This is a genomic window from Pedobacter psychrophilus (genome assembly GCF_001652725.1).
GTDB classification, from domain to species: Bacteria; Bacteroidota; Bacteroidia; order Sphingobacteriales; family Sphingobacteriaceae; genus Pseudopedobacter; species Pseudopedobacter psychrophilus.
On record NZ_LWHJ01000033.1, the window covers coordinates 13,706 to 38,499 of the forward strand.

General features: G+C 33.7%; 15 protein-coding genes. 2 read left to right on the forward strand and 13 right to left on the reverse strand.

The window, feature by feature from the left end; translation table 11 throughout:
- Positions 1 to 47: 47 nt before the first annotated feature.
- From A5893_RS17345 to A5893_RS17370, 6 genes are read right to left on the reverse strand one after another with little or no spacing between them, the layout of a single operon-like run.
- The gene (locus A5893_RS17345; RefSeq protein WP_082911491.1) at positions 48 to 1,454 is read right to left on the reverse strand and encodes a sulfatase; all 1,407 of its coding nucleotides are present in this window, start codon (positions 1,452 to 1,454) and stop codon (positions 48 to 50) included.
- A 26-nt stretch (positions 1,455 to 1,480) separates the two neighbouring features.
- On the reverse strand, positions 1,481 to 2,371 hold the full coding sequence (locus tag A5893_RS17350; RefSeq protein WP_082911492.1) for a BT_3987 domain-containing protein: 891 nt from the start codon (positions 2,369 to 2,371) through the stop codon (positions 1,481 to 1,483).
- Positions 2,372 to 2,395: 24 nt separating this feature from the next.
- A complete protein-coding gene (locus A5893_RS17355) occupies positions 2,396 to 4,168 on the reverse strand; it encodes a RagB/SusD family nutrient uptake outer membrane protein (protein WP_068823863.1) in 1,773 nt (590 codons plus the stop codon).
- A 12-nt stretch (positions 4,169 to 4,180) separates the two neighbouring features.
- Complete coding sequence (locus tag A5893_RS17360) at positions 4,181 to 7,270, reverse strand: SusC/RagA family TonB-linked outer membrane protein (RefSeq protein WP_068823864.1); 3,090 nt, start codon at positions 7,268 to 7,270, stop codon at positions 4,181 to 4,183.
- A 27-nt stretch (positions 7,271 to 7,297) separates the two neighbouring features.
- Positions 7,298 to 9,148, reverse strand: coding sequence for a RagB/SusD family nutrient uptake outer membrane protein (locus tag A5893_RS17365; protein ID WP_068823865.1), 1,851 nt, complete (start codon positions 9,146 to 9,148; stop codon positions 7,298 to 7,300).
- Positions 9,149 to 9,159: 11 nt separating this feature from the next.
- A complete protein-coding gene (locus A5893_RS17370; protein WP_082911493.1) occupies positions 9,160 to 12,408 on the reverse strand; it encodes a SusC/RagA family TonB-linked outer membrane protein in 3,249 nt (1,082 codons plus the stop codon).
- 790 nt (positions 12,409 to 13,198) lie between these two features.
- Here A5893_RS17370 and A5893_RS17770 point away from each other — a divergent pair.
- The gene (locus tag A5893_RS17770; RefSeq protein ID WP_157687597.1) at positions 13,199 to 13,345 is read left to right on the forward strand and encodes a hypothetical protein; all 147 of its coding nucleotides are present in this window, start codon (positions 13,199 to 13,201) and stop codon (positions 13,343 to 13,345) included.
- A 522-nt stretch (positions 13,346 to 13,867) separates the two neighbouring features.
- Here the strand turns inward: A5893_RS17770 and A5893_RS17375 are convergent.
- The 7 genes from A5893_RS17375 to A5893_RS17405 form a co-directional block, all read right to left on the reverse strand.
- Positions 13,868 to 15,799, reverse strand: a complete 1,932-nt coding sequence (locus A5893_RS17375; RefSeq protein ID WP_068823866.1) for an endonuclease/exonuclease/phosphatase family protein — start codon at positions 15,797 to 15,799, stop codon at positions 13,868 to 13,870.
- Positions 15,800 to 15,823: 24 nt separating this feature from the next.
- Complete coding sequence (locus tag A5893_RS17380) at positions 15,824 to 16,519, reverse strand: endonuclease/exonuclease/phosphatase family protein (RefSeq protein WP_157687598.1); 696 nt, start codon at positions 16,517 to 16,519, stop codon at positions 15,824 to 15,826.
- Between the two features lie 643 nt (positions 16,520 to 17,162).
- Positions 17,163 to 18,494 (reverse strand): BNR repeat-containing protein, encoded by a 1,332-nt coding sequence (locus tag A5893_RS17385; protein WP_198342356.1) that lies wholly within the window; start codon positions 18,492 to 18,494, stop codon positions 17,163 to 17,165.
- A 300-nt stretch (positions 18,495 to 18,794) separates the two neighbouring features.
- Positions 18,795 to 19,673 carry a Brp/Blh family beta-carotene 15,15'-dioxygenase gene (locus A5893_RS17390; protein WP_068823867.1) on the reverse strand — a complete coding sequence of 293 codons (879 nt, stop codon included), beginning with the start codon at positions 19,671 to 19,673 and terminating at the stop codon, positions 18,795 to 18,797.
- A complete protein-coding gene (locus A5893_RS17395; protein ID WP_068823868.1) occupies positions 19,670 to 20,887 on the reverse strand; it encodes a lycopene cyclase family protein in 1,218 nt (405 codons plus the stop codon). The genes A5893_RS17390 and A5893_RS17395 overlap by 4 nt, the downstream gene beginning before the upstream one ends.
- A 139-nt stretch (positions 20,888 to 21,026) precedes the next feature.
- Entirely contained in the window at positions 21,027 to 21,761 is a 735-nt protein-coding gene (locus tag A5893_RS17400) for a bacteriorhodopsin (RefSeq protein ID WP_068823869.1), read from the reverse strand.
- A 304-nt stretch (positions 21,762 to 22,065) separates the two neighbouring features.
- Positions 22,066 to 23,667, reverse strand: coding sequence for an MFS transporter (locus A5893_RS17405; protein WP_068823870.1), 1,602 nt, complete (start codon positions 23,665 to 23,667; stop codon positions 22,066 to 22,068).
- 344 nt (positions 23,668 to 24,011) lie between these two features.
- Between A5893_RS17405 and A5893_RS17410 the strand changes: the two genes are divergently transcribed.
- Positions 24,012 to 24,794, forward strand: a 783-nt coding sequence (locus A5893_RS17410) for a tyrosine-type recombinase/integrase (RefSeq protein WP_068823871.1), incomplete at its 3' end; no start/stop codon positions are given.

The following is a 24,794-nucleotide window of genomic DNA, read 5'->3' on the forward strand; positions in this document are numbered from 1 at the left end:
TAGCCAATTTTCATATTCTTTTCTACAATTGTTACAGCCGCTGGTGTTTATTCGATACCGGAATATGCGCCTTTTTTGTTTGCTTTTTCGGGGATATAGTTTGAATTTATACTTGGCATCTGGGCGTTTACTTCTTTTCTCCAATTGATCATTAACATTCCCAGCTCATTTACTTTCTCAGGTTGCTCTTTTGAAAGATTTCTTGTTTCACCGATATCTGTCTTGAGGTTGTAAAGTTCGTAATGCATATCCTCAAAATATTGTATCAGTTTCCAATCTCCATACCTTACAGATCCGTGTGGTTTATCAAGATGGTAATGTGGATAATGCCAAAATAGCGGTCGATCATATTGCTTATTTTCGGTAATCACTGGGAGAAGAGATTTTCCATCAACATTTTCAGGTTCCTTTGCACCAGCCAAACTCATAATGGTGCTGTAAATATCCATGGTAATTGCGGGTTCATCAATTACTTTTTTACTTTCTATTTTACCTTTCCAGTATATCAATAAGGGAGTTCTTGTTCCGCCTTCATAAGCCCAGCCCTTACCTTCTTTGAAAGGTTTACTGGTTGAAATTGGCGCTAAAGCTCCGTTATCTGTTGCAAAAACAATGAAGGTATTCTCTAATAGCTTTTCTTCTTCTAAGGTCTTCATTACCCGGGCAATACTTTCGTCCACGCTTTCAATCATTGCCGCATATTCCGGATTTTTTTGAGGGTTTGCTCCTTTTAGAAGCGCCTGATATTTTTTAATTTTCTCTTCTTTGCCTTGGATAGGAGTATGAACTGCATAATGCGCTAAATTGAGAAAAAAAGGCTGATTTTTCGGTCTCTTTTTAATTAGGTTTATTGCTTCATTTGTTAAGCGATCTGTGAGATATTCGCCGGTTGGTCCGTCTTCAATCATCTCTAAACCATAAGGAGAAAAGTAGCCATTACTCTTATCATTCTTTATAGGGGAACCTTTAAAGTTACCAGCTATATTTACGTCAAAACCTTGATTTTGCGGCCAATATTTTTCCTCATCACCTAAATGCCATTTACCTACATGCCAAGTTTTATAACCTACTTCTTTTAAAGATTCGGCTATCGTTTTTTCTTTAAGATCAAGATGCATTGTCCAGTCTGGTACTGCTAACTTTGCCCAAGGCATATTTTTCCCCTTTATCCAGTCTGTAACGTGTAAGCGAGCAGGATATTTCCCTGTCATTAATGCTGCTCTTGTTGGCGAGCAAACGGTACATGCTGAATAAGCATTTGTAAATTTAACGCCGTCTGCCAGCTTATCTATTGCAGGAGTTTTATAAAAATCGCTCCCGTAAGTACTCAAATCTTGCCGACCCATATCGTCAATAAAAAAAACGACAATATTGGGCTTACTCGAATTTAATGTTTGTCCGAATGCCGAAAAAAAAGCAATAAGTAAAAGAAGGAACCCAAATATTTTCTTCATTTAAATCGATTATAAAACACTTTTTGTTACCATTCTTCAAACCGCAAATCAAGTTCTGGTGCTTGTCTTAAAATTAAGGTATCAATTACACTATACTTATTAGTCCCATTTTTGTAATTGTAGTTTAGATAAAATGATTTATTTTGGGGATCATAAGTACCAGAACCCGAAACTTCATTAGCTACGTTGCCACTTATTGCAACAGATGTATTATTAATTGCAAGATTTAAAGGAACACCAGAACTGGTACCAGCACCTGGTGTTTTAATGGAATTTAATGAGTTAGTAAGCATAGCAAATGTTGCATTCTGACTTAAATCTTTTTTGCTATAAACAGTAACTGAATTATCGCTCAACTTAGTCTCTTTACCCTTATGGTAATAAGTACCATGGTACGGACTAATATATTTCACCACCAAAATAGTGTAATCTTTTGCAGGTACGTTGCTGCTTCCTCTCAAAATAGAATCTGTAGTTGTACTAACAATTCTTAATGGCAAAGCATAGGCTTTTTGAAGTGCATCTGGATCTGCTGTAAATAATGCTTTATTTAATGTTAAGGTAACGTCGCCAATTAACTGACCTTCTTTGACAACCATTGTGCTGTTATCACTTATGGTATAGTAATTAGCAGGAAGTAATTTAAATACCCCTGCACCAGAAACAGATGTTAGTAACGATGGGTCAATCTCGTATTTAACAGTTTGATCTGACTTATTATTTCTTACGCCACCCAAAGTTACTCCGACTTTAAAGCTCATATTATCATAAGCAACAATCGTTCTTAAAGGCTTTTGAGAAGCAAAATATACCACGCTGAAATCGAAATCACTTACGTAAGAATCATATTTTTTACAAGAGGCTAAAATGAATACCGTTAAAACTATTAAAGATATATTTCTAAATATTTTCATCATCTTTTTATGTATAAGTTGGGTAAATTACCATCCCATGTTGTTAATTAAGCTCGGACTTTTAGATATTTCATCGTACGGTAATGGCAAATAATAATATTTAATATCATTAAACATTCTTTTTTCAACCTGATTTTTTTGATACTGAAAAGTAGTACTATTAATCTTGGTTACAGTTACCCCTGTAATCGTTTCATTTAACGGTAATATCCATCTTCTCATATTAAAAAATCTATTGTTTTCAAAAGCAAACGTTAGTCTTATTTCATTTTGAATCAATTTTCTAAATTCATTTTTACCCATTGCTGCTACCTCATTAATATAAGCAACTGAACTTGTATTGGTTAAGCCAGCGGTACTTCTTACATTTTTTATTACATCGGCAGCGGAAAGTGTAGCTCCAGGAGCAATTCCGTTTGGACCATAAGCCTCATTAGCGGCTTCGGCGTAATTTAAATACACTTCTGCCTTTCTAAGCATAACGTGATAATTAAAGTCAGTTTGAACGTTTTCTGGGTTAAGCAATCCAGTTTTACTAGACAGCCATTTCCTTAAATAGTATCCTGTTCGGGTTGCATTAGCAAACCTATTTGGCGAATCAAAACCCTCAGCAAATACTTCAATTTTACGCCCGTCAAAAATGCTTCCGTTGTAATAAACTGTTAAACTTAAACGTGGGTCTCTATTTGCATAAGGGTTATTAGGGTCAAAGTTAGACCTCGGGTCTGTTATTGGATATCCGTTTAAAGCAGGAAAAGCTTCTACTAAGTTCTGTGAAGGGCCTGTAGTTGCATTACCAAAATTATAAGGCGGGTATTGAGCTCGCTCTGTTGAGTTGTTTGTACTAAATCTTCTAAATAAAAAGTCATCAGGAACTGGAGTTAAATTAAAATCTGTGGCTTTTAAACTTCTGTACACACCAATAATAGGAATAGCCTCTGCTGCATATTTTGCAGCTCGTTCCCATTTTTGTATATATTGTGCTTGGTTAGTTACGTTAAATTGACCCATTGCTGTTATCTGTGCAATACTATTTGGCTGATATGCAGGGCTTGCACCATATACGGTAACTCTAGATTTTAATGCTACACAAGTTTTTTTATTAGCCCTACCAAAACCTTTAATCCCAACAATATTATCACCTCCTATATATTCTACCGGAAGTAACAATTGTGCTGCATCTAAATCAGCTAAAATTTGCAGCACACATTCTTCATAAGTGTTTCTAACAATGTTGGTGTTCTTAGCTTCCTCATCTGTTAAAGTTTTTAAAAGAATAGGATAGCCTAAAGCTTGGCCATCATTAGTTTTCCCGCCGTACTGTTGCAATAATAGAAAACTCCAGTATGCCCTAAGAAATAATGCCTCGCCCTTAAGCCTATCTTTAAACAATTTATCATTTGTTTTACTAGTAAGGTCATAAGTAACCTTGTCAGTTAAGCCGTTTTCTAAAAAAAGGTTAATGTTTCTGAGCTGTGTATAATTATTAAACCAACTACCCACTGGGTTGTCTGTTGTAGATAAACCTCCAGCACCTAAATTGAAAATAGCCGAGTTATAAGAATTGCTCACCGCATTATCAGTTGCTGCATCTAAGAAATTATTACCTAAATAACTGTCAAATCTAGCCGGAATATTTGCATATGCATTTATCAAAACCCCTTCTGCCTTATCTGGTAAGGTCCAAACAAATTCGTCTCCATAACTGCTGTCTGTTTTAGGATCTAAGGATTTTTCGCAGGCTCCAAAGAATATTGAGACTGCTAATAAACTATATATTTTTATTTTAAAATGCTTCATTCTCTTAAATATTTAAAATTTAACTGCTGCACCAAATGAGTATGTATTATAGATAGGGTAATTGGTTACCCCTGCGTTAATTACTTCAGGATCTAGATCTTTGTTTTCTGATAACGCAAATAAGTTGGTACCTCTAAGAAAAAATTGATAGTTTTTGACAGTTGCATTTGAACTAGAACTTCCTACAGAATAACTTAATTCTACATTTCTTAATCTAAAGAAACTAGCATTCTGCAACCAAAATGTTGAGTTTACATTATTATTAGATTGAGATAATGTACTTAATTTTGGATATTTGCCACTGGTATTTGTAGCAGAATAACTATCTAGTGCGAGTACAGAATAATTACTTTCGCCATTATTACGATAATAATTATTGTTCAAAATCCTTTCTGCACCATATTCGGCAGTACCTAAAGCATATAAACCAAAGTTTTTATACCTTAAATTTAGATTCAACCCTAAAGCCATTTTTGGAAAACTGTTACCTAAAATTTTGCGGTCTCTTCCGTCAATCACGTTATCGTTGTTTAAATCTTCGTAAGCTATATCACCCACTTGGTATGCGCCTAAAGTTTGGATTGGTGCCGCATCTATTTCTGCCTGTGATTTAAACAAACCTTTAGCCACATAACCAAAAATAACATCTGACGGCTGGTTAACGGTTCTCAGATTTTCGTCAGTAAACAAAACATCTGCATTTGATATAACTTTATTTTTACTATAAATAAAATTACCACCTATGTTAAAATCTACTTTGCCAACTTTAGTTTGATAGTTTATGTTCCCTTCTAATCCAGAATTTAATGTTTCACCATCGTTTAAACGTGGGTAAAGTTGCCCAGCAAGTGCAGAATATTGATTGCCCGGATCAATTACTATGTTGTATCTAAGCGTATTGAAATAGTTAAACTCGAAATTTATACGATTTTTGAACGCTAAGCCTTCAACTCCGATATTGACTTCTCTAGATTTCTCCCATTTTAAATCGGGATTACCAATAATATTTAAACTTGTACGCGTAATTGGAATTGTAGCACCTGGCTGACCAAAAGCGTAGGTTCCGTTATCGTTCCAACGACTATTATACAGGTAAAAAGCTGTTCCTCTTTCATAGCCTAATACACCAAAACTTGCTTTCAATTTAAAGAAGTTCAACTTTTTGACATCTTTTAAAAAATTTTCATCACTTAAAATCCATCCAAAACCAACAGCTGGAAAAAAGTTGTATTTGTTGGCATCTGCATATTTACTACTTCCCATTAAAGCAACCGAACCATCTAAATAAATTTTATTTTTTATTTCATAATTCAAGTTTAAAACGGAGTTAGTATTTTCAATATCCTGATAAATACCACTATTCTCATTCTTATAATAAAACTGTGTCAAACTTCCTTTAAAATCACTATTATCAAATTTGGTTTGGTAAGATAATGTTGATGTAAAGCCGTAATTACGTGTAATATTCTCTGCTTGTCTGGTATCGTTATTTGCAGTAATTCTTTTCTGCAGATTTACATAAATAACAGTATCAACACCAAGGGAAGTTTTAGTCATTTGACTTGCATAGGTTACTGGACTTAAGCTTCTACCACTTTGAAAAAATTGATAATTATCAAAATTAAAAACTGTCTTAATTGCAAAACCTTTAACTAATTTATCTAAGTTTAAATCTAAACCGAAGTTAGTTTGTCCATAGAAATAGTTGTGTTGAGTTTTTCCACCATAAACCAAGTTACCGTATAAGCTTGATGGTCTGAGAAAAGATCCGCCTAATGGTGGTACATAGGCTAAACCAAGTGGCGAACCAATACTCAATAGTTGTGGATCTGTTAAAAATATAGGGTTTTCATTATTTCTATAATTACTTAAAGCAGAAAAGACTTCATCTTGGTTAAAACTACTCCAAACCCTCCGCTCTACAATTCCGCTAGCATCTACAAAAGCTTTAAAGCTTGGAGATATTTGAAAGTCAAGGTTTCCACGAAGGTTAATTCTATCTTGAACTGGTGATTTACCTATTTTCTCAAAACCTTCTGCACCAGTATAGCCTAATATTAAGGCATATTGATTGCCTTTTCCACCACCTGTATAATCAAGATTCACTTTTTTAATCGGTGTGCTATTTCTCAAAAAATAATCGTAATAGTCAACATCTGGGTATAATTGATCATCAGGACCAGTGCTATTTTTATACCCTTCAATTTGTTGAGCAGTATAAAAAGGGGTCAATCCATCATTTGCTCTAGCTTGATTATATAATTGTACGTATTGAAAACTATTTAGGTATTCAGGCAATTTTGTTGCCTGGCTCATTCCGTACTCAGTGCTTACGTTTAGTGCTCTGGTATTTGGTGTTCCTCTTTTAGTTGTTATTAGTACTACTCCATTTGCAGCCCTTGGACCGTAAATTATTTTACTTAAAGCATCTTTCAAAACCTCTACATTTTCCACTTCGTGAGGGTTGATAAAATCTAATGGTCTTTCAATACCATCCACAAGAACCAAGGCCCCGTCAGCTCCAGCCCTCGATAAGCCTCTTACATATAACTCTGAGGAATTATTACCTAATCCACTACTAGTAGAACGTACGTATAAACCAGATAATTTGCCTTGAAGCGTATTTGAAAGTGATAAGTCGGGAAATTTTTCCAACTCTTCTCCGCTTACTTTACTTACCGCACCAACTAGTTCTCTTTGCGTAGTTTTTTTGTTTAATGGCAAGTTGATGATGTCTAAATCGGAAGCCAAAAGCAATGATTTTACTAAACTTATCTGCGTTGGGATAGCCTGTGTGCTTAAGTCTATAGATTGCGATTGGTAACCAAACGCTTGGATTAACAAAACTGCATTTGCACTAGCCTCTACTTTAAAGTCCCCATTTTCGCTTGTATTTACTTTAAACATTCCTTCTCCTACAATTACTGTTGCATTAGGTATGGCTTGGCCACTTTCATCAACCACTTTTGAAGAAATAGTGATTGCCGAACTTTTGTTATTTTTTTTTGTTTGCTCTTTATTCTGCGAATATCCTGTTTGTGGATTTATTTCGAGTAAAATAAAAACAAACGCAAACAGAAAAATATATATCTTTTTAATCATTTTTTTAGATTTTGTTTTTTCTGATGATTACCACCCTGGGTTTTGAACATAATTGAACTGATCGTTAACTTGATTTTGATCTACTGGATACCAGTAATGTTTGTCTTGAAACACCCTAATTTCAGTAAGCAAGTCAACTACCCTATAATTAAACTGCAAAGTGCTTTTGTTAGCAATAGTTTTATGATTTGCCGCAATTGGTGTAGCTACCATTCCTTTAATAGGTTTGCTAAAAACGTCTTTTGCTATCATCCATCTTCTTAAGTCATGCCAGCGATGGTTTTCAAACATCAATTCAACAGCTCTTTCGTTTCTAATTCTATCTCGTAATTTTTCTTTACTGGCAACATATTCTGGTAAAACATTTGGCATACCCACTCTATTTCTAATCACATTTAGCGCTGCCTCTGCAGTTAGTCCATAACCTTTTGGGTCTGCAGTTGGTCCGTAAGCTTCGTTCATGGCTTCAGCATAATCTAAATAAACCTGTGCTAAGCGAATATATATGGTGTTTAAATTAAATTGATCATAACCATTAGCTGTAACATTAGCAGCTTCCCAAATATATTTTTTGGATACATAGCCACTTGCTGTTCGCCTTCTTGTAGAGGTATTACTTATAACATTATCTAAATCCCGTCCGCCTACATACAACTCTTGGTATGCCGGAGTGTTGTTAGGGTTAATTCCCCATTTTTGACCAGGAACAATAATGTTATCGTAAAATCTTGGGTCTCTATTCAAATAAGGTTTTTGTGGATCATAACCCGAGCGAGTATCTTCTATTGGATAGGCATTACTGCCATTCTTCATCTCAAACATATCCACAATATTTTGACTTGGATTGTTAAACGCAGCTGCATCAACTCCGGTTCCTCCAGACAAATACTGAGGTATATAATGCACTCTTAAACCTCTACTTTGGGCTCTGCGGCCTGCATTCATGTTATACCATATTTCTTCAGGGCTATTGTTTGCCGGCGAATGGTAAAATATACTAGCGTACTCTGAGCCCGGCATTAAACGATAATTTGTACCGCCAGCATTTGAAGTTGCGTATTTTATCATATCGTTTGCATATTCTGCGGCTCTTTCGGCTTGTGGAATACCGTAACCATTATTAACAGTTGAGGTTAAATTGTTTTGCATCAATGGACTAGCTGCATACAACATAGCCATTTCTTTTACCGCCATAGCTGCCGCTTTGGTGGCTCTTCCAGTCTCAATGTCATTCCATTTATGAGGAAGACGTTTAATTGCCTCGTCCATATTGGAAATAACAAACTCGTTAGACTCTGCGTAAGTCTTACGAGGAACATCTAAATTATCATTTGCGGTATAAGCCATATCATAAATAGGCAAACCACCAACTCTTTGGATGAGTTGAAAATAATACCATCCTCGCATAAAGTAAGCTTGTCCTAAAATCTCATCTAACTGTTGTGGAGTAATGTTTGGTACAGATGCAGCTCTTTCTATCACCTTATTGGTTACCCTTAAAAACAAGTAAGCATTTGCCATAACCGGTCCCTTTTCAGTACCTATATCTGCAGCAATTGCTTTATAGCCAATTTCACCGAAGTTTGGTTTCAACAACCAATCTCCGATGTTGATAGATTGATTTAAATCGTTATTAACCAAAGAACCACATTCATCAGACAGTGCGTTAATAGATGTTCTTTGTAACAACTGTGATTGCCAGTCATGAATATCCAATAGGCCACGATAAGTTGCGTCAAGATATCCTTTTACACCCTCGTATCTACTAAACACATCTTCTTCAGATAGACCGATTTCTCCCTTCTTATCTAGATATTTTTCACAACCAGCTGTTGATAATAATATGGTTGCGGCTAAACATATATAAAATTTTTTCATGTCGTTGTAAATTAAAAATTAGCTCGTAATCCGAGATTAAACCTTCGAACAATTGGATATACGCTATCACTACCAGACTCTGGATCTACTCTATCGTCTAAATTAGTGAAGGTTAAAAGATTATTTCCGTTAACATATAATTGCAAATTTTTGACTCCAATATTTGTCAAGGTTTGCAATTTAACCTTGTAAGAAGCCTCTGCATTTTTTAACCTTATATAGGATGCATCTCTAAAAGTGTAAGAGCTGGTATTGTTTTGGTTGTGTGATTTATTAAAAGAATGTAGTGATGGTTTTCCCGGATTTAGAGAATTTTCTGGTGTCCAACGTTCTGTAATGTTTGGTTGTCCGGAGTATCCAGTTCCAAAATCCCAAAGAAACACACTTGGAAGTTCTGTAAAAACATTTTGGGCTGAATAGAACAATATGTTAAAACCCCAACTCTTATAATCAAACCCGAAATTAAGACTGATGGTTTGAAGAGGTGTAGTTGTAAACTCGAAAGGGATTCTATCAAAATCATTTATTATACCATCTCCATTATAATCTGCATAAATAAAATCTCCGGGAATGATGCCTGTTTGAGCAACACCAATATTTGGAGTTGTTCCATTATAGATATCATCTAAAGAATTGTAATAACCGGCTTGTATAAATCTATTTACAGCGCCAATTTGTTTATTAGCAGCTTTTAGATAATCTATAGTACCGCGGGCATCGTCTCTAAAGACAACCCTGTTTTCAGACCAATTATAGCTTCCGCCAACATAGTAATTAAAACGCTCACCTAATTTATTACGGTAAACAAGTTGAAATTCTAAACCATGGTTTTTAGTACGGCCAATATTTGCAAAAGGTGGTTCGTTTCCAAAAGCTTGAGGAACTGTAGCTCTTTTCATCAAAATATCTTTTCGCTCTTCGTTAAATAAATCTAAGCTTCCTCTAAGCTTGTTAAAAAAGTCAAACTCAATTCCTAGATTCTGTTTAGTTGCTTTCTCCCAAGTGTTATCTGGGTTTGCAGTGATACCTTCTTCGTAAAGTGGTCCGAATATGTTATCATCCAAATAGCCAAATCTTACATTTCCACCACTGCCGAACGATTGTAAAAATTGGTCTCCAGAAACTCCTCTATCGCTACCTACAATACCATAGTTGTACCTAATTTTTAGGTAATCCAAAACTTTGTTGCCAATCAGTTTTTTCACAAAAGGCTCCTCAGTTACAAGGTATCCAATTGCGCCTGATGGGAAAAATCCAAACCTCTTACCAGGAGCGAATTTTGAAGATCCAGTATAAGACCCGTTGAACTCCGCAAGATAACGTGATTTGTAGCCGTAAGTTAAACGTCCAACATAATCTTCTCCAAATTCTCCAATTGGTATAATATTAGCTCCATTACCTTGACGTATTAACGATCTTCGGTTAGCGAGAACTAAACCAGAAACATCATGATTTCCAAATTTTCTTATATAATTTAAAGATGCTTCATAATAAAGGTCTCTTGCGTAACTATTAATATCATCATTATTGGCACTTAATGGTTGCACTTGTTGAGTATCACTCGGATATCTTACTTCACGGATTAATGGGTAAGATATGCTGCCATCTGCAGCTATCTGTGGGGATGTTAAATCATAACTACGATAGTATCTTATGGTATTAATGGCACTAAAGTTACCTGTTACACCATTAGCTAAAATTGCTGTTTCATAATCTGAACCTGAAGTATAAGAAACCTTTCCTCTAGCAGTTAAGCCTTTGGTTATAAAATCAAGTTTTTGATTAATTTGTGCATCATAAAAGCCCTGAAAATATTTATATGTTCTTTGCCCACCATCATTTAAGAAAACGGACAAATTATCAGCTCCTGCAATAGATTCGCCAATCTCACCGTCTTCGTAACGAAGTGGAAATTCATTCCTTGGCGCTCTTAATAACCGACTAAAAAATTGTGATTGGCCAAAACCGTCTTCGCCACCACCATCAATGCGGTAAGCTGGCTGGTTTCTGTACCTAAAATTTCCAGAAAAATTGATAGAGAAAACTGTGGTTTTTGTTAGGTCAAAATCAAAATTTGAACGCCAATTATAACGTTCTACTTTAAAGCTTGGATCGTAATTATCATTTTCCTTGGTATCAAAAATATCTCCATCATTTAAATAACCAACAGAAACAAAGTATTTCATAAAATCGGAACCACCACGAGCATTTAGATTATAGTTTTTCTGTAACCCTACGCTTCTCAATGCCTCTTTATTCCAATCAATCATTGGGAAATATTGATTGTAAGGCCCTGCTTGGTCAATATTATCTCGCCAAGCTTGAATTAATGATTCCGGAATTACCCTATCAAACTGTTTATCGTTAATAGCTGCCTCGTTAAAAAGCTCCATTGAAGTAATGTAATTTGCCTCGTAATTTTTTGCAGTAGGTGTTTTAAAACCAAAGTTTGATGAGAAAGAGAATTCTGGTGTTCCTTTAATTCCTCTTTTTGTGGTTATTAAAATCACACCATTAGCACCTCTGGTACCATAAACTGCTGTAGCAGAAGCATCTTTTAAAACCGAGATTGTTTCAATTTCATTAGGATCAACTTGATTAAGGTCTCGCTCTATCCCATCTACTAAAACAAATGGACTTGAGTCGCCAAAAGTTGAACGACCTCTAATCAACAAACTTGCATTATCAGAACCAGGCTTGCCATTAGAGTTAACCACTGTTAAACCAGGTAGTAAACCTTGTAACGATTCTGAAACAGAAGTAACCCCGCCAACTCGTTTTAAGTCTGACCCTCCTATTTGACTGATAGCGCCAACAACGCTTTCTTTCTTTTGCGTTCCATAACCAACTACAACAACATCTTTGAGTTCATTCAATGATGCTTTCAACGTTATGTTTAAAGTACGCACTCCTGTTAAGCTCACCTCTTGATCCGTAAATCCAAGGTAAGAAAACTTCAACACGGTAGATCCATCAGGAATATTTATGGAGTATTCTCCATCTAAATTTGTTTGTGTGGCACCTTTTCCGCCAATTACTGAAATGCTTACGCCGATTAAAGGTTGACCATCTTCATCGATGACTTTTCCAGTGATTATATAATCTGCATTTTTGGTTGCTAGCTTTTCACTGGGTTTGAATAACGAAGGTCCATCTTTAAAAACATCATTTGCTAAGCTGCTTTTACAGATAAAGAAAACAAACAGCAGGAATGCGATTTTTTTAGAAAATGACACCTTAAAAAGTAAATGTCGAATCATTTTAATTAGTTAAAATTTTTAGGTTTTAATTATTTGGTTTTGTTTTGCTCGAAACACATTGCAGATAATTTGATGTTTATCAAATAAAATACCTAATTGCGCAATTATCAAAATTAGCGTTTCAAAATCTGATTCAATTTTACCTAATGGCCATTAATAAAACTTGCAATTTTGTAGCTTAATGTGTAAAAAATGTAGCCTAAATAGATTTCTAAATTTTTAAAAACACTCTCTTATGCTTTAAAAACGGTTTTATAAGAAAAGAAGAAATATAGATTTGTAATGCATTTTATTTAATTTCAGTTTTTACAATAATATCCCGGTCTAAAAAAGCTAATTTAAAATCCACTATATTATCTAATTAAAAGCTTGCGCCCAGCTAAAAAAATAAAAACGTTTTTAATTTCACTCAAATTGTATTGGTATATATTGATTTTGGTTTCCTTCATCTCATCTACAATTTTATTAGGTTAAATACAAAGTCACTTATGTATTTTAGAAAGGATTGCTAGCATTGATATATCAGGGATTTCAAAGTTTGGATGTTATTGCAACAGCAAAACATTTTATTGCTTACGATCAAGAATTTTGCAGGCATATAGCAAGCAGCGAATTATCTGAATGTACTCTCAGGGAAATATATTTATTACCGTAGGAAGCCGCGATTAAAGAAGCAAAAGTGCAGGCCATAATGAGTGGCAATAACTTTAATATGGAATACCAAATTCATTGCAATAAACTATTGCTTAAAGATTTATTAAGGTAAGAATTTGGTTTTACTATGATGGTTATGACCGATTGGCAAGGCCGCAATTATCATTTATATAAACAAAACTTGGTAACGCCATCTGGTTTAACTTTATTAATGTCTAACAATAAAACTTTTGCTAAGTACATTAACGATTTTTTTACTAAAAATCCATCTAAAAAACCATAAATTAAGGAAAAGTTAAATCAAATGATTTATCCAAATATTTATACTTTTTTAAAAATGGTGTTTATAATTGGTATCCTCAATATTTAAATTATACTGAAAAAATTATAGCCCACCAAGGAATTGCGGTACAATGTGCAGAAAAGCTATCTGTTTATTAAAAAACAATATATTGCCAAAAACTAAAACCTTTTACTTACCAGAGAGAATAAAATACACAGTGGTAGAGGAAGAGGGTTTGTAAAAGGATTTTAACTATGTTGATATTGAAAAAGAGTTAAAATCTGTTTATGGAGACCATTTAACCTGCAAAATTGAAGCTTCTGATGAAGAAGTTAAAAATGCTATTTTTTTTGTACAGGTTGAACTAAGAATCTATAGAAGGATTTGATATTCCACTAGGAATTTCAAATCCTTACCGGATTACAATCTCGTTGAAATGTTTATCAAACAATAAATTTTTAAAAAAAGGCTAAGCTAGCCCAAAGCCATCCCTATAAATATTTACCTCAATTTCGCTTGCTATTATTTCACAAATTTTCTCGAACTCGCCACTCCGTCAATATCCAATTTAAGTACATACGTACCTTTAGGTAATGTTTGCGTATTGATGGTAAAATTTGAGGTGTTTGCAACATTAGTCGACAGTATTACTTTGCCAGTTATATCATATACTTTCGCAGTTAACACGTTTGCAGTTTTAGACAGTAATATGTTAAGGTTTAGAAATACCGGATTTGGATATATACTTAAAACAATTTCTGCAGTTATTGCTCTAATTGCACTATATGTAAAAGCACCGTCGTTATCAATCATTTTTAAGCGGTAATAATTATTGCCAGCTAATGGGTTCTTGTCTTCAAAATTATAATAATGATCTCCTGATGTGTTACTGCTTGCAACTTCTCCAATTTTTACAAAATCTGCGCTGTTAGTAGCTCTTTCTATCTCAACTTTATTGGTATTAAATTCATTGGTTGTTTTCCAACTTAACTCCACAGTGTTTAACAATTTTTTAGCGTTAAAAGTTAATAAAGCTAAGGGCAATGTAGTAACTGTACCATAATTTACGTTAGGTCCTGCAATTGGCTTGCTATCAAAACCTGCTTGCGTGGTAAACACAACATTGCCTGTAGATACATAACCTGGAATAATAAATCGAGCCCCGTCATCAACCGCTACTTTTAAGCTGCCATTAATTGTAAGATCGTTACTTACCGCACCATCATTATTATTTGTATTACCACGCATTATTGATGTTCCCTGTACGTCAATATTATTGAAAATTAGGGTTCTGCCTTGGCTATTACTTCCCCCGCCAATCTCCATTACAAACCCATTGAACAAAACTAAATTAGCTGAAGGATGCATAATACTTGCACCTGTGTTTGTTTCAAAAATAACATCGCCTCCCCCATCTGTTCTTGGGCGCAAAGTAATAGTGATAGGGGCTGCACCAGCTTGTGGAGAACCGTATTCCTTCCCGGTAGTCGGATCAATTTGTGTAGCATCTACCCAAACACCACCAACACGTATTTCCCACCAACCAGCTTGCCCCCAAGTGTATTTATCCGATCCTGAAATAGAAGTTTTAGTACGATAATCCCGCTCACCCTCAACAGGATTCATATCATAAGTTACAACAACCGGCCTGTGATCTGATGAATAAGGAGGAGTTTCATTCGGAACATTATAGTTTTTTACTTGCCAAGCTGCATTTCTTGTCATGATATAATCAATACTCCTTTGTGGATCTCCGGCAGGTACGGTAGGGGAACAATTATTAATACAAGAATTTACATAATAGTTTTCGATATAATTCATTGTACTCGACCCAACAGTGGTGTTTAAGTCTCCACATAAAATTATTGGATTTTTCACTGGCTTTAACTCAACTTCAATTGCTTTAATTTGTAGTAAACGAGTTGGTTCGCCCCCAAGAACATCTAAATGCGTACACGCAATCGTAATTTTTTGGCTTAAAAAAGTAATATCTGCTAAAGCCAATGTTCTTTGTTCGCCCTCATCTCCTTTTGGTAAGGCCAACTGCCTAATATTTGTGAGATCATACTTGCTCAAAATGGCGACACCGTATTCGCCTCCTCCCGGTATATTTCTAGCTTTATAAAACTGGTATTTCATCCCCAGCTTATCTGCTATCAATTTTGTTTGATGCTGGTTGTTTGATCTATCCACATTCTTATCTACCTCTTGTAAAGCAACAACGTCTGGATTTTCCTTTTGAATCACTGCTACAATAGCGTCAATATCTATTACTCCAGGTTTTGAGGGAGGGTTTGCATGATGTATATTGTAGGTCATTACTTTAATCTCTTGTGGTGGCTCGGCTAATGTATTGCCTTTTACAGCAAATGGCTTGCTGGTTTCACCATGAGCTTTTTCGGTGATGTTTGTTGATAGAAGAAAAATTGATAATAAAAATAAAATGTTTTTCATAATTTAATTATTTGGTTTTTTAGCTTAATCGAGCTTAAAGGTCACCACAACGGGTCTGTGATCCGATGCATAAGTTTCTGCTGTTACACTATGGCGTTTTACCAACCAGTTTGAATTTCTGGTTAAAACATAATCAATGGTATTCTTTGGATTGACTGCAGGGACGGTTAAACCACAGTGATCAGTACAGGAATTCTCGAAATACTGTTGTAAAAATTTTATGGATTTGGATCCAACACTGCTGTTCCAATCGCCACATAAAATTATTGGATTTACCACAGACTGTAGTTCCTTTACAATGGCCTCGGTTTGTAGTACACGGGTTGGCTCGTCCCTGGCATCCAAGTGGGTACACGCAACAGTAATTTTTTGCCCGGAAAAATTAATATCGGCATAACCTAATGTTCTTGTTTCTGCTTTTCCTTCTATTTTGGGCAAGGTCAATTGCCTAATATTTGAAAGCTTATACTTACTTAATATAGCAACACCATATTCTCCACCGCCTAAATTTATAGTTTTATAAAAGTGATATTCCATATTGAGTTGATTTGCTATAAGTTGCGTTTGATCCTGCTTGTTTGATCTGGGCACTAGCATATCTACCTCCTGCAGTGTAACTATATCAGGATTCTCTTTTTTTATTACTGAAACCACAGCATCAATATCTGTAATGCCTACAGCTTTTGACGGAGGATTTGCATGGTGTATATTGTAACTCATTACTTTAAGCTCTTGTTGATTATAGGTTGGTACCGTGTCTGTCACAATTATCACAGTATTTGCAACAGGCTTTGTTGTATTGCTTAAAGGTATTTTTCTAGCGCAGGACGATGACAAAAAAAGAATCGCTACGGTTAAAAAAAACATGTTCTTCATCATTTAAAGCACTAATTGTCAATTACAATCTATGCTCGAAATATCAGTAAGTTTTTTAGCTACTACTATTATTATTGTAATTTAACCTATAACATTTGTCGGCAGTGCTTTCAGATTTATTCTTTTTCCAATAAAGTAATTTTCGATTCAGTAATGGTATATCTGGATTTATTCTGGGCTTGTTAGGTTTCGCAAACTCGTCTTAATCTAATGATGAAACCTTGCGAGTCTTCTTTTAAAAAAACTGGCTCAATCTATTTTACCTGATTGAACCAATTATTTATTTATAATGCACTTTTTATGAATTTTATGGAGATAATTAGGTGGAAATTAATTAAACTTCTATTAACTAGCGAAAGATATATTGCTAATGCTTTAGAGGGATAGACTAACTTGTGCTTCTTGTATATTTTTAAAATATTAATATTAATCACCTGCTAAGGGATAAATAGCAAATTTAATCTAAAATCAAAATTTGAACATTCACTTATTTAACTTTCCATTGTAAAACGTTGGCTTTTTGATCTTTCAAATCAACGGTAGTTTCTCCATCACCTTGCTCTACATTTTGTACAAAGAGATTTAAAACTTTATTGTTTTTCCAAAGTTCTGTATCGTATGTGGGTTCCCAAAGGCCTACAGAAGATTTAGTTAAATCTTTAAATTTCCATTTTTCAGAATCCAAATTTTTGCTAATTGCAACGGATACTTTGTTACCTCTTTCTTCATCTCTAAAAAATATATAAGCATGCTTTTTTTGATTCTTTTCTGTAACAATAAGTAAAGGACGAGAGATAGGAATTCTCTTTGTACCTCCTCCAGACAATGAAAAAGGAGTTTTTCTGTTTGAAATCTGTTGTGTTTCCCAAGCATTACCTGCTTTATAAATCAACCTATACTGAGGTGTGCTATCGTTTTCTGTTTTCCAATAACTTACAATGTAGGGATTATCTTTTTCGTCGACCGCAATTGCTGTAGAATTGATTAAATCCGATTTTTCAGGTATTTTTAAAGCATATTCTGCGGTAGCTGCTGTAATTGGCAACATATACTTTTCGTTAGTACTTTTTTCCCAAGAGATGCCGCCATCTTCTGATTTAGCATAACACATGTCATGGTTACTAGATACGTCCGCGGTTTCTCTCCAAACCCAAGAAATATGAATTGCACCCTTATTATCAATAACCATTTGCCAATAAGGGCTGCGCTGATTTTCGCCGTTAATCCACCCATCTTGTAAGTTTTTCCACTTTTTAGTTTTTATGTCATAACTATTAAGCATTAAACTACCGTTACCAGAACCGCCGTCTCTATACAAAAACAAAAGATTTCCGTTTGCTAAGCGATAAAACTCGGGATAGGTCACACTCTTCTCTTTAAATCCAGTCATTGGTATTATCGGACCAAGATCCAATGATCCTGCTCTTACGCTTTTACAATAGTTAAAAGGGCCACCATGCATCCCCCAAGACATGTGCAAAAAGCCGTCACCGTCAATCATTATACTTATCGATTTATGAGCATCAGTTGCATCGCCCTTATAAGGAGTAACCTTTAGCTCCCAATCTTTACTATTGATGTCTCTTTTACCCAGTACTACATTTTTTTGCTCATCGTAATAAGCTATGTACTGTATGTTTTCAAAAGTTACTAAAGAGTTGCGTCTAAAAATGACCGTATTGACCGAGTTATTTGCCCATGCTAAGCCTGCAGGTATAATTTTGGCGCAATTAATAGATTTAATTTGAGCATTTGTAACAAATGCCATTGCAAGTACTGCTACACTAACAACAAGTTTTTTACTACTCAAAATATTCATTATATTTTTTAAAATTCAAATTTTTGTATTTAAACGTTATGCTACGTCAGGAATTATTTTTAAAATCTTATGACTCGGTTCCATCAATTGTAAATCTAGAACATACTAATAAGCAAAAAAGTTGAACCCGATTCTAAAGTTGTGTGAAAGGCTGTCGGGTATCTTTTTATATCTATACGCAGCCTAACTTGTGTAATTATCTATTTTTATTTATGGCAACAACTCATCAATTATCCCGGCATATTTGAACCAATTTAATAAAAACCTTTCTAAAATTTAAAAAGCATCAACATCTATCATTTAACTTTCTGATTCATATTGTTGGTGAGTTACTAATACATGAGGCAGTGTTATTAAAGATAATAAGATAAAAGCGCCCCCAATATTAAAATTAAAAGCATACAAATAATATCCAAAAAATACCAGCGCAATAATGCTAAAGGGCAACATAGATAAATAAAAATACTTACTACTTTCATTATATTTACCTACAAAATAATTCTTTTGGTGCCTTAAAGATTGTAATGAATGCCATAAACAAAATACCATTATAAAACCAAACAACAAAGGAGTTAACAGGTACCAAACCAGTATTAAAACAAATTGAAGTGTATACTTTAATTTGTTTTCCTGGGTATAAATATAAATACTTGATAAGTAAGCGATCGCTAAAATGATTATAAAAACAATTTTCCAAGTCTGAAAATAAACTGGATAATCTTGATTGATATTATAATCTTGGTTAGGATAAAGCATACTTTTAAAAATCATTGTTGACTCTTCAAAATGTATAACTACCGGTAGCATGATCAAAAAAAATCCCCATATAATTGCTGGTAAATGCCAAACACTTTTATTCTCATAATTAGACTGACCAAAATGATGGAAGGAGATGATAAAGAATAAAACCAGGGCTATAGATGGTAAAAAATACCAGGCTAATGCATAAAAAAATATAACTACTAAATAAGAAATTAAAAATTTTACCAAGCCTAATTTAGATCTATCTTTTCTGTATAAATAATCGTTAGAGCCATGTGGGATACCTACTAGGCATAAAAAAACACCAGCGATTACTGCTTGTGTTGTAAAGTTAAAATTGATAAAAAAAATAAATAAAATTAACACCAATTGAACGATGCATTGAACAAAAAAAAGCTTGGTATTGATGTATTTCATCTCACAAAAAAATATTTGAATAACGACTTTATAAATGGCAATAGAGGTAACTGAGAAAAAATGACCACCTCCTCAAATATAGTAGTTTCTTCATCCAAAAATTTTAGGATTAAAGGCAGCGGTTGCTTTTTAAAAAGAGTTACAAATATTTTTTTTCCTATATATGGGGTATCACGCAAAATTTGAAGTAATAATATATCATAAAGCCTAAACCTCCATTTTCTTTTCATTGTAGGCAAGCTGATTTCATTGGAATATTTTAGAGATTTAGCCAATCTTTCCGCATAGTTAAACATCCTTTTAAAGCCATATCCTGCTGTTGGTTTTAATGCACCAGCCAATGTACCCATGTAAATAACACGTTGATTTTTTTTCAATTTATCCTTTAAATGATCAAATTGTGGAGTCATTGGGATTGCACCTTTTTCTACTTCTAAAATTTGATATTCTACGCCTTTTAATTTTAATCGTTTTTCAATTTGAGATGTAGCATAATCATAATCTAAAATTTCAGTTCCAAATCTGGTGAACTCTATTAAAGCTTCATTTTTTGAAAATGGTAATTCGTAAAAAAATTGAGTATATAAAGATTGATCAACATCAAAATCCATCATTGTCATCTCTGAAGGGTCAAAGACTGCATTTTTGGTTTTAATTTTATATCCCACAAAAGATTGCCACAAAAAAATCTGATTCTTTTTCTCTGAAGCTTTCTTCCCCAAATAAAGGTTTAATTTATCCTGTTCTTTAGGTTTGTTACCTTTTGGCAAAGCCGAAAGAAAAGCATAGTTGCTTTCCCAATTTTGTGAGGTAGTTTGTATGGTTATATTGTTATCAATTTGATTTACACCAGTAACAGTATCATTTAACCAAAATATAGCGTCATTATGTTTTAGTTTACTTTTTAAATGCTGATAAAAATCTTGACTTTTAACATGGTAATATTTATATGGATAAATAGCATTTTTCCCCCCTCGATATAAATTTTTAATGATATGCCATTTTTTACTAATAATTTCTGGTTCTGCTAAAGGTTTTTTTGCCCAGTAACACCAAGTACGGTCATTAAACTTATCCGAATCATTTTCTACAATGCAAAGGGTTTTATCTTTTAAAAGACCATATTTAAGCATAGAATTTGCCAACCACAAACCTGAGGCTCCTGCGCCAACAATTGTAAAATTGTAAAATGATGGATATTTAGGGTTTTGCACTAGCAATAAAAATTAATTGGCCTTTAAATAAAAAGTCAAGGTATTTTATAAACTATACCTTGACCTGTATTTTTTAATTCTAATAAAAAAATTTCAATGTTGATTTTTACTTACTAGAGTGATGTTAATTATATGCAAACTACGCAACTGCTTTCCTTGCTTTTGCAGTTTCTGCAGTAGCTACAGAATAAATAACCAATCCAAAACCGATCTTGTTAATAGCATCTGCCAGGTTGTAGAAAAGGTCAATAGATTTTACCTCAAACACTCCAGATAATAAATTTCCTGGCAATACCATATATCCAATTGGATAGATAGACCAGCCTAATGTGATGAAAATCTTTAATAAGAACATCGCATTTGCCAAAGCAGGACTGTTTGATAGCTTAGTTAATTTAGCAATATCCCCAGCAAATACTTCATAAACAATGTATAAATAACCTAATGTAGAAAGTACTCCCCACATAATGTTGTTATCAACACCAGAAGTTTCGCCAATAAATCCAAAAATTAACATGGCTGCAGCGGCAACAATTAATTTAAACAATGTTGCACCTTTAGCACCAAATGGCTTGGTTAATAAATAAAACTCTACGGCCATTAACGGAACTGTTAATGTCCAATCAATGTAGCGTAAAGCGGTTGGGGTTTCATGCGTTGCTAAATAGTAGTCTCTCATGTAGTAATAATGTACTGCTGCAATACCGGTAATTAATGCTGAAACCAGCAATGAAAGTTTCCATTTTCCATCAACACTTCCTCTTTCAAAGAAAAAGAAAATCGACGATGCAAACATGGCCATGTAACCAGTAAAGAAAGTGAATGCAATTGGGTCGTCCGTTGGGATAACCATAATGTCTAGTAATGAATTCATAATTTATTTTGTTTAAGATTTATTAATAAAAGTTAAACAAAACAATGTTCATTAAAGTTTAAAAAATATTAATTTTTTAATTTAAGCGAAAAATAAGCGCTCAATAAATAAATTATGGCAACAAATAATTCACTTTAATAAAAAAATTACAATTATTAAGAATATTGATTATCAGAAATTAACTATAAAACTATTTATTTTACTTAAAATGATTAATCTTATGCTAATTGAAAAATTTAAAAAAAAATAGCAACCTTATCATTTAAGGTTGCTAATTAAAAAAATATTAAGAAACAATATCGAACTAATGCCCTCCTTCAGTTTCAATTTTGTTTACATCAAAACCCTGAGTTTTTAGTTCTTTACTTACTTTCCAAGCAAAAAACAATAAATATGCAAAGCAAATTACTGGGATTACATAAGAAATGTGAATACCGCTTCCGTCGGCTAAAATACCTTGAACAGGTGGAATTATAGCTCCTCCTAATATCATCATAATTAAAAAAGAAGAACCCTGACTGGTGTATTTCCCTAATCCGGTAATGGCTAAAGAGAAAATACATGGCCACATAATAGAACAACATAAACCACCGCTAATAAACGAATAGGTAGCTAATTTACCATCGGTTAACAAACCAATTATCATTGCTATAACACCTAAAGTAGCAAATACTGCCAACGTTTTAGCTGGTTTTTCCTGACTGTAAAAGAACCCAACAATCAATATCGCAATGCATATCACATAAATATACATCTGAGAAATATCGGTTCCGGTTACGTGATTAAAGAAAAGAATTACTCCAAAAGCGAAAAAAGGAACAATAACCGTTAAAATCCTTTTCATGTTTTTAGAAAGCTTAAAGGCACTTACGGCACCTGTCCACCTGCCTACCATTAAACTACCCCAATACAAGGAAATAAAAGGAGCAATTTCTGACTCTGTATAATTACCAAAATTAGGTAATTGTAGCAAGGCGCCCATATTACTTTGGATACTAACCTCTACCCCTACGTAAGTAAAAATGGCCAGCATACCCAAAACTAATTGCGGGTATTTCATTGCTCCCCAACCATTTGGAGATTTTTTTGCAGCAGTAGAGGCAAAAATTAATGTGAAGACAATAATAGCTAAGGCCAGATAAACAAAAATAGATTTTGATACAGAAGTGAAATTGGCCAGTATATCTGATGCCAATATCATTAAAAAGGCAATAAACATCACAAACAAAGGCAAATTGGTTTTATGACTTGCTTCTATCTGCTCATCGCTTGTTACTTTTGGAAGTTTAGAGATTGCAAAGAATATGGCTACAGCTATAAAAAGACCAGCTAAAATATAATACAGGTTATTTATTGATGATATTTCTACTGTTTTTGACATCGCACCAGCTGCGGTCCCGAATAATATTACACTTACAATGATGGGCCCCAAAATAGAACCAAAATTATTGACCCCACCTGCAAGGTTTAACCTATCTGCCCCTGTTTCTGGTGTGCCTAAAGCCACTGCAAAAGGATTAGCTGCAGTTTGTTGAAGTGAAAAACCAATGGCAATCACAAAAAACGAAGTAAGTATTAAGGCAAAAGAACCCGAGTTCACAGAAGGTATCATGGATAAAGCCCCAATTGCCGAAATGATTAGTCCGTAGATGATGCCATTCTTAAAACCTATTTTATTTAAAATATCTACCTTAAATATTTGCGATGCATAATATAAAACCAACGAACCAATAAAATATCCCCCATAAAAAGTAAAATCAATTAATTGCGACTCAAATTGTGTAAGGCTAAAATGTGTTTTACAAAATGGAATAAAAATTCCGTTGCTTGCAGCCACAAAGCCCCAAAAAAAGAATACGGTAATTAAGGTGTACAAAGCTGAGCTGTAGTTTTTTTGTTCGGACATGTTATGAGTTTATAATTTGAGCGTAATTTGTAATCTAATTTTAATAAATCCAAGTGAATATTAAAAAAGATTTGAAATATATGTTGCAATCTTTTTTAGCTCTAGATTTTAATCGATTACGATATGTAAAACATAATAGTACAGTTTAAGCTCAAAATAATACTAATCAAATTATGATTTAGCTTAAAGCAGTCTTCTTAAAAAATATCTGGTTGGATCATTAACTATCGAACTATTATTTTCTAGCATCTAAACGGGATGTGATAATAATACGTCTTGTTAAAAATATTTTTTTTAATGTTCTGAATTTCAGTATGTTTATTACAGAAAATTAAACCAAAATAATGAGTGTAGAAGCAAGACCAATTACACATAAAAACAAGAAACGTATTGCTGTTTGGTACCCAAATCAGCAAGAGCTAATTACCAGGTTTAGAAAATTAGATGATGCCAAATGGAGTGCCAGTTTACAAGTTTGGCATTTGCCAGATACAGCAGAAAACAGAATAAAGTTTAATATAGAGCTTGAAGAAATACCACATATAAATTTTGATAAAACACAAGAGATAGAAAATTTTAAGAAGTATTTAAACACCAAAAGATACAGTTCTAATACGGTAAAAACATATTCTGAAGCCTTACAAACTTTTTTAATGTTTTACAATGATAAGGAAGTAAAAAAAATAGACAATAAGGATGTTATAGATTTTTATGATAAGTATATAATAGAAAAGAAGTTATCCATTTCTTTTCAAAACCAAGTAGTAAATGCCATAAAGCTTTATTTTAAAACGATAAAAGAAACGGCAATTATTGTAGAAAAGATATACAGGCCAAAAACGCAGAAATTATTACCTAATGTGTTAAGTAAAGAGGAAATTAAGCAAATTTTAAATGCACACTCTAATATTAAACATAAAACTATGCTCAGTTTAATTTATAGTTGTGGCTTACGCAGAAGTGAATTGATAAATTTAAAACTTACAGATATTGATTCTAAACGAAATATTGTAATTATCAGACAAACTAAAGGAAAAAAGGATAGAATTGCACCTTTAAGCCTTAAAATATTAGAGATGTTGCGTGATTATTTTAAAATATATAAACCTATAGTTTGGCTGTTTGAA

Bases quoted from the DNA above. Each gene is read 5' to 3' on its own strand.
- A5893_RS17345 (WP_082911491.1), bottom strand. From the start codon at position 1,454: ATGAAGAAAATATTTGGGTTCCTTCTTTTACTTATTGCTTTTTTTTCG.
- A5893_RS17350 (WP_082911492.1), bottom strand. From the start codon at position 2,371: ATGATGAAAATATTTAGAAATATATCTTTAATAGTTTTAACGGTATTC.
- A5893_RS17355 (WP_068823863.1), bottom strand. From the start codon at position 4,168: ATGAAGCATTTTAAAATAAAAATATATAGTTTATTAGCAGTCTCAATA.
- A5893_RS17360 (WP_068823864.1), bottom strand. From the start codon at position 7,270: ATGATTAAAAAGATATATATTTTTCTGTTTGCGTTTGTTTTTATTTTA.
- A5893_RS17365 (WP_068823865.1), bottom strand. From the start codon at position 9,148: ATGAAAAAATTTTATATATGTTTAGCCGCAACCATATTATTATCAACA.
- A5893_RS17370 (WP_082911493.1), bottom strand. From the start codon at position 12,408: ATGATTCGACATTTACTTTTTAAGGTGTCATTTTCTAAAAAAATCGCA.
- A5893_RS17770 (WP_157687597.1), top strand. From the start codon at position 13,199: ATGACCGATTGGCAAGGCCGCAATTATCATTTATATAAACAAAACTTG.
- A5893_RS17375 (WP_068823866.1), bottom strand. From the start codon at position 15,799: ATGAAAAACATTTTATTTTTATTATCAATTTTTCTTCTATCAACAAAC.
- A5893_RS17380 (WP_157687598.1), bottom strand. From the start codon at position 16,519: ATGAGTTACAATATACACCATGCAAATCCTCCGTCAAAAGCTGTAGGC.
- A5893_RS17385 (WP_198342356.1), bottom strand. From the start codon at position 18,494: ATGAATATTTTGAGTAGTAAAAAACTTGTTGTTAGTGTAGCAGTACTT.
- A5893_RS17390 (WP_068823867.1), bottom strand. From the start codon at position 19,673: ATGAAATACATCAATACCAAGCTTTTTTTTGTTCAATGCATCGTTCAA.
- A5893_RS17400 (WP_068823869.1), bottom strand. From the start codon at position 21,761: ATGAATTCATTACTAGACATTATGGTTATCCCAACGGACGACCCAATT.
- A5893_RS17405 (WP_068823870.1), bottom strand. From the start codon at position 23,667: ATGTCCGAACAAAAAAACTACAGCTCAGCTTTGTACACCTTAATTACC.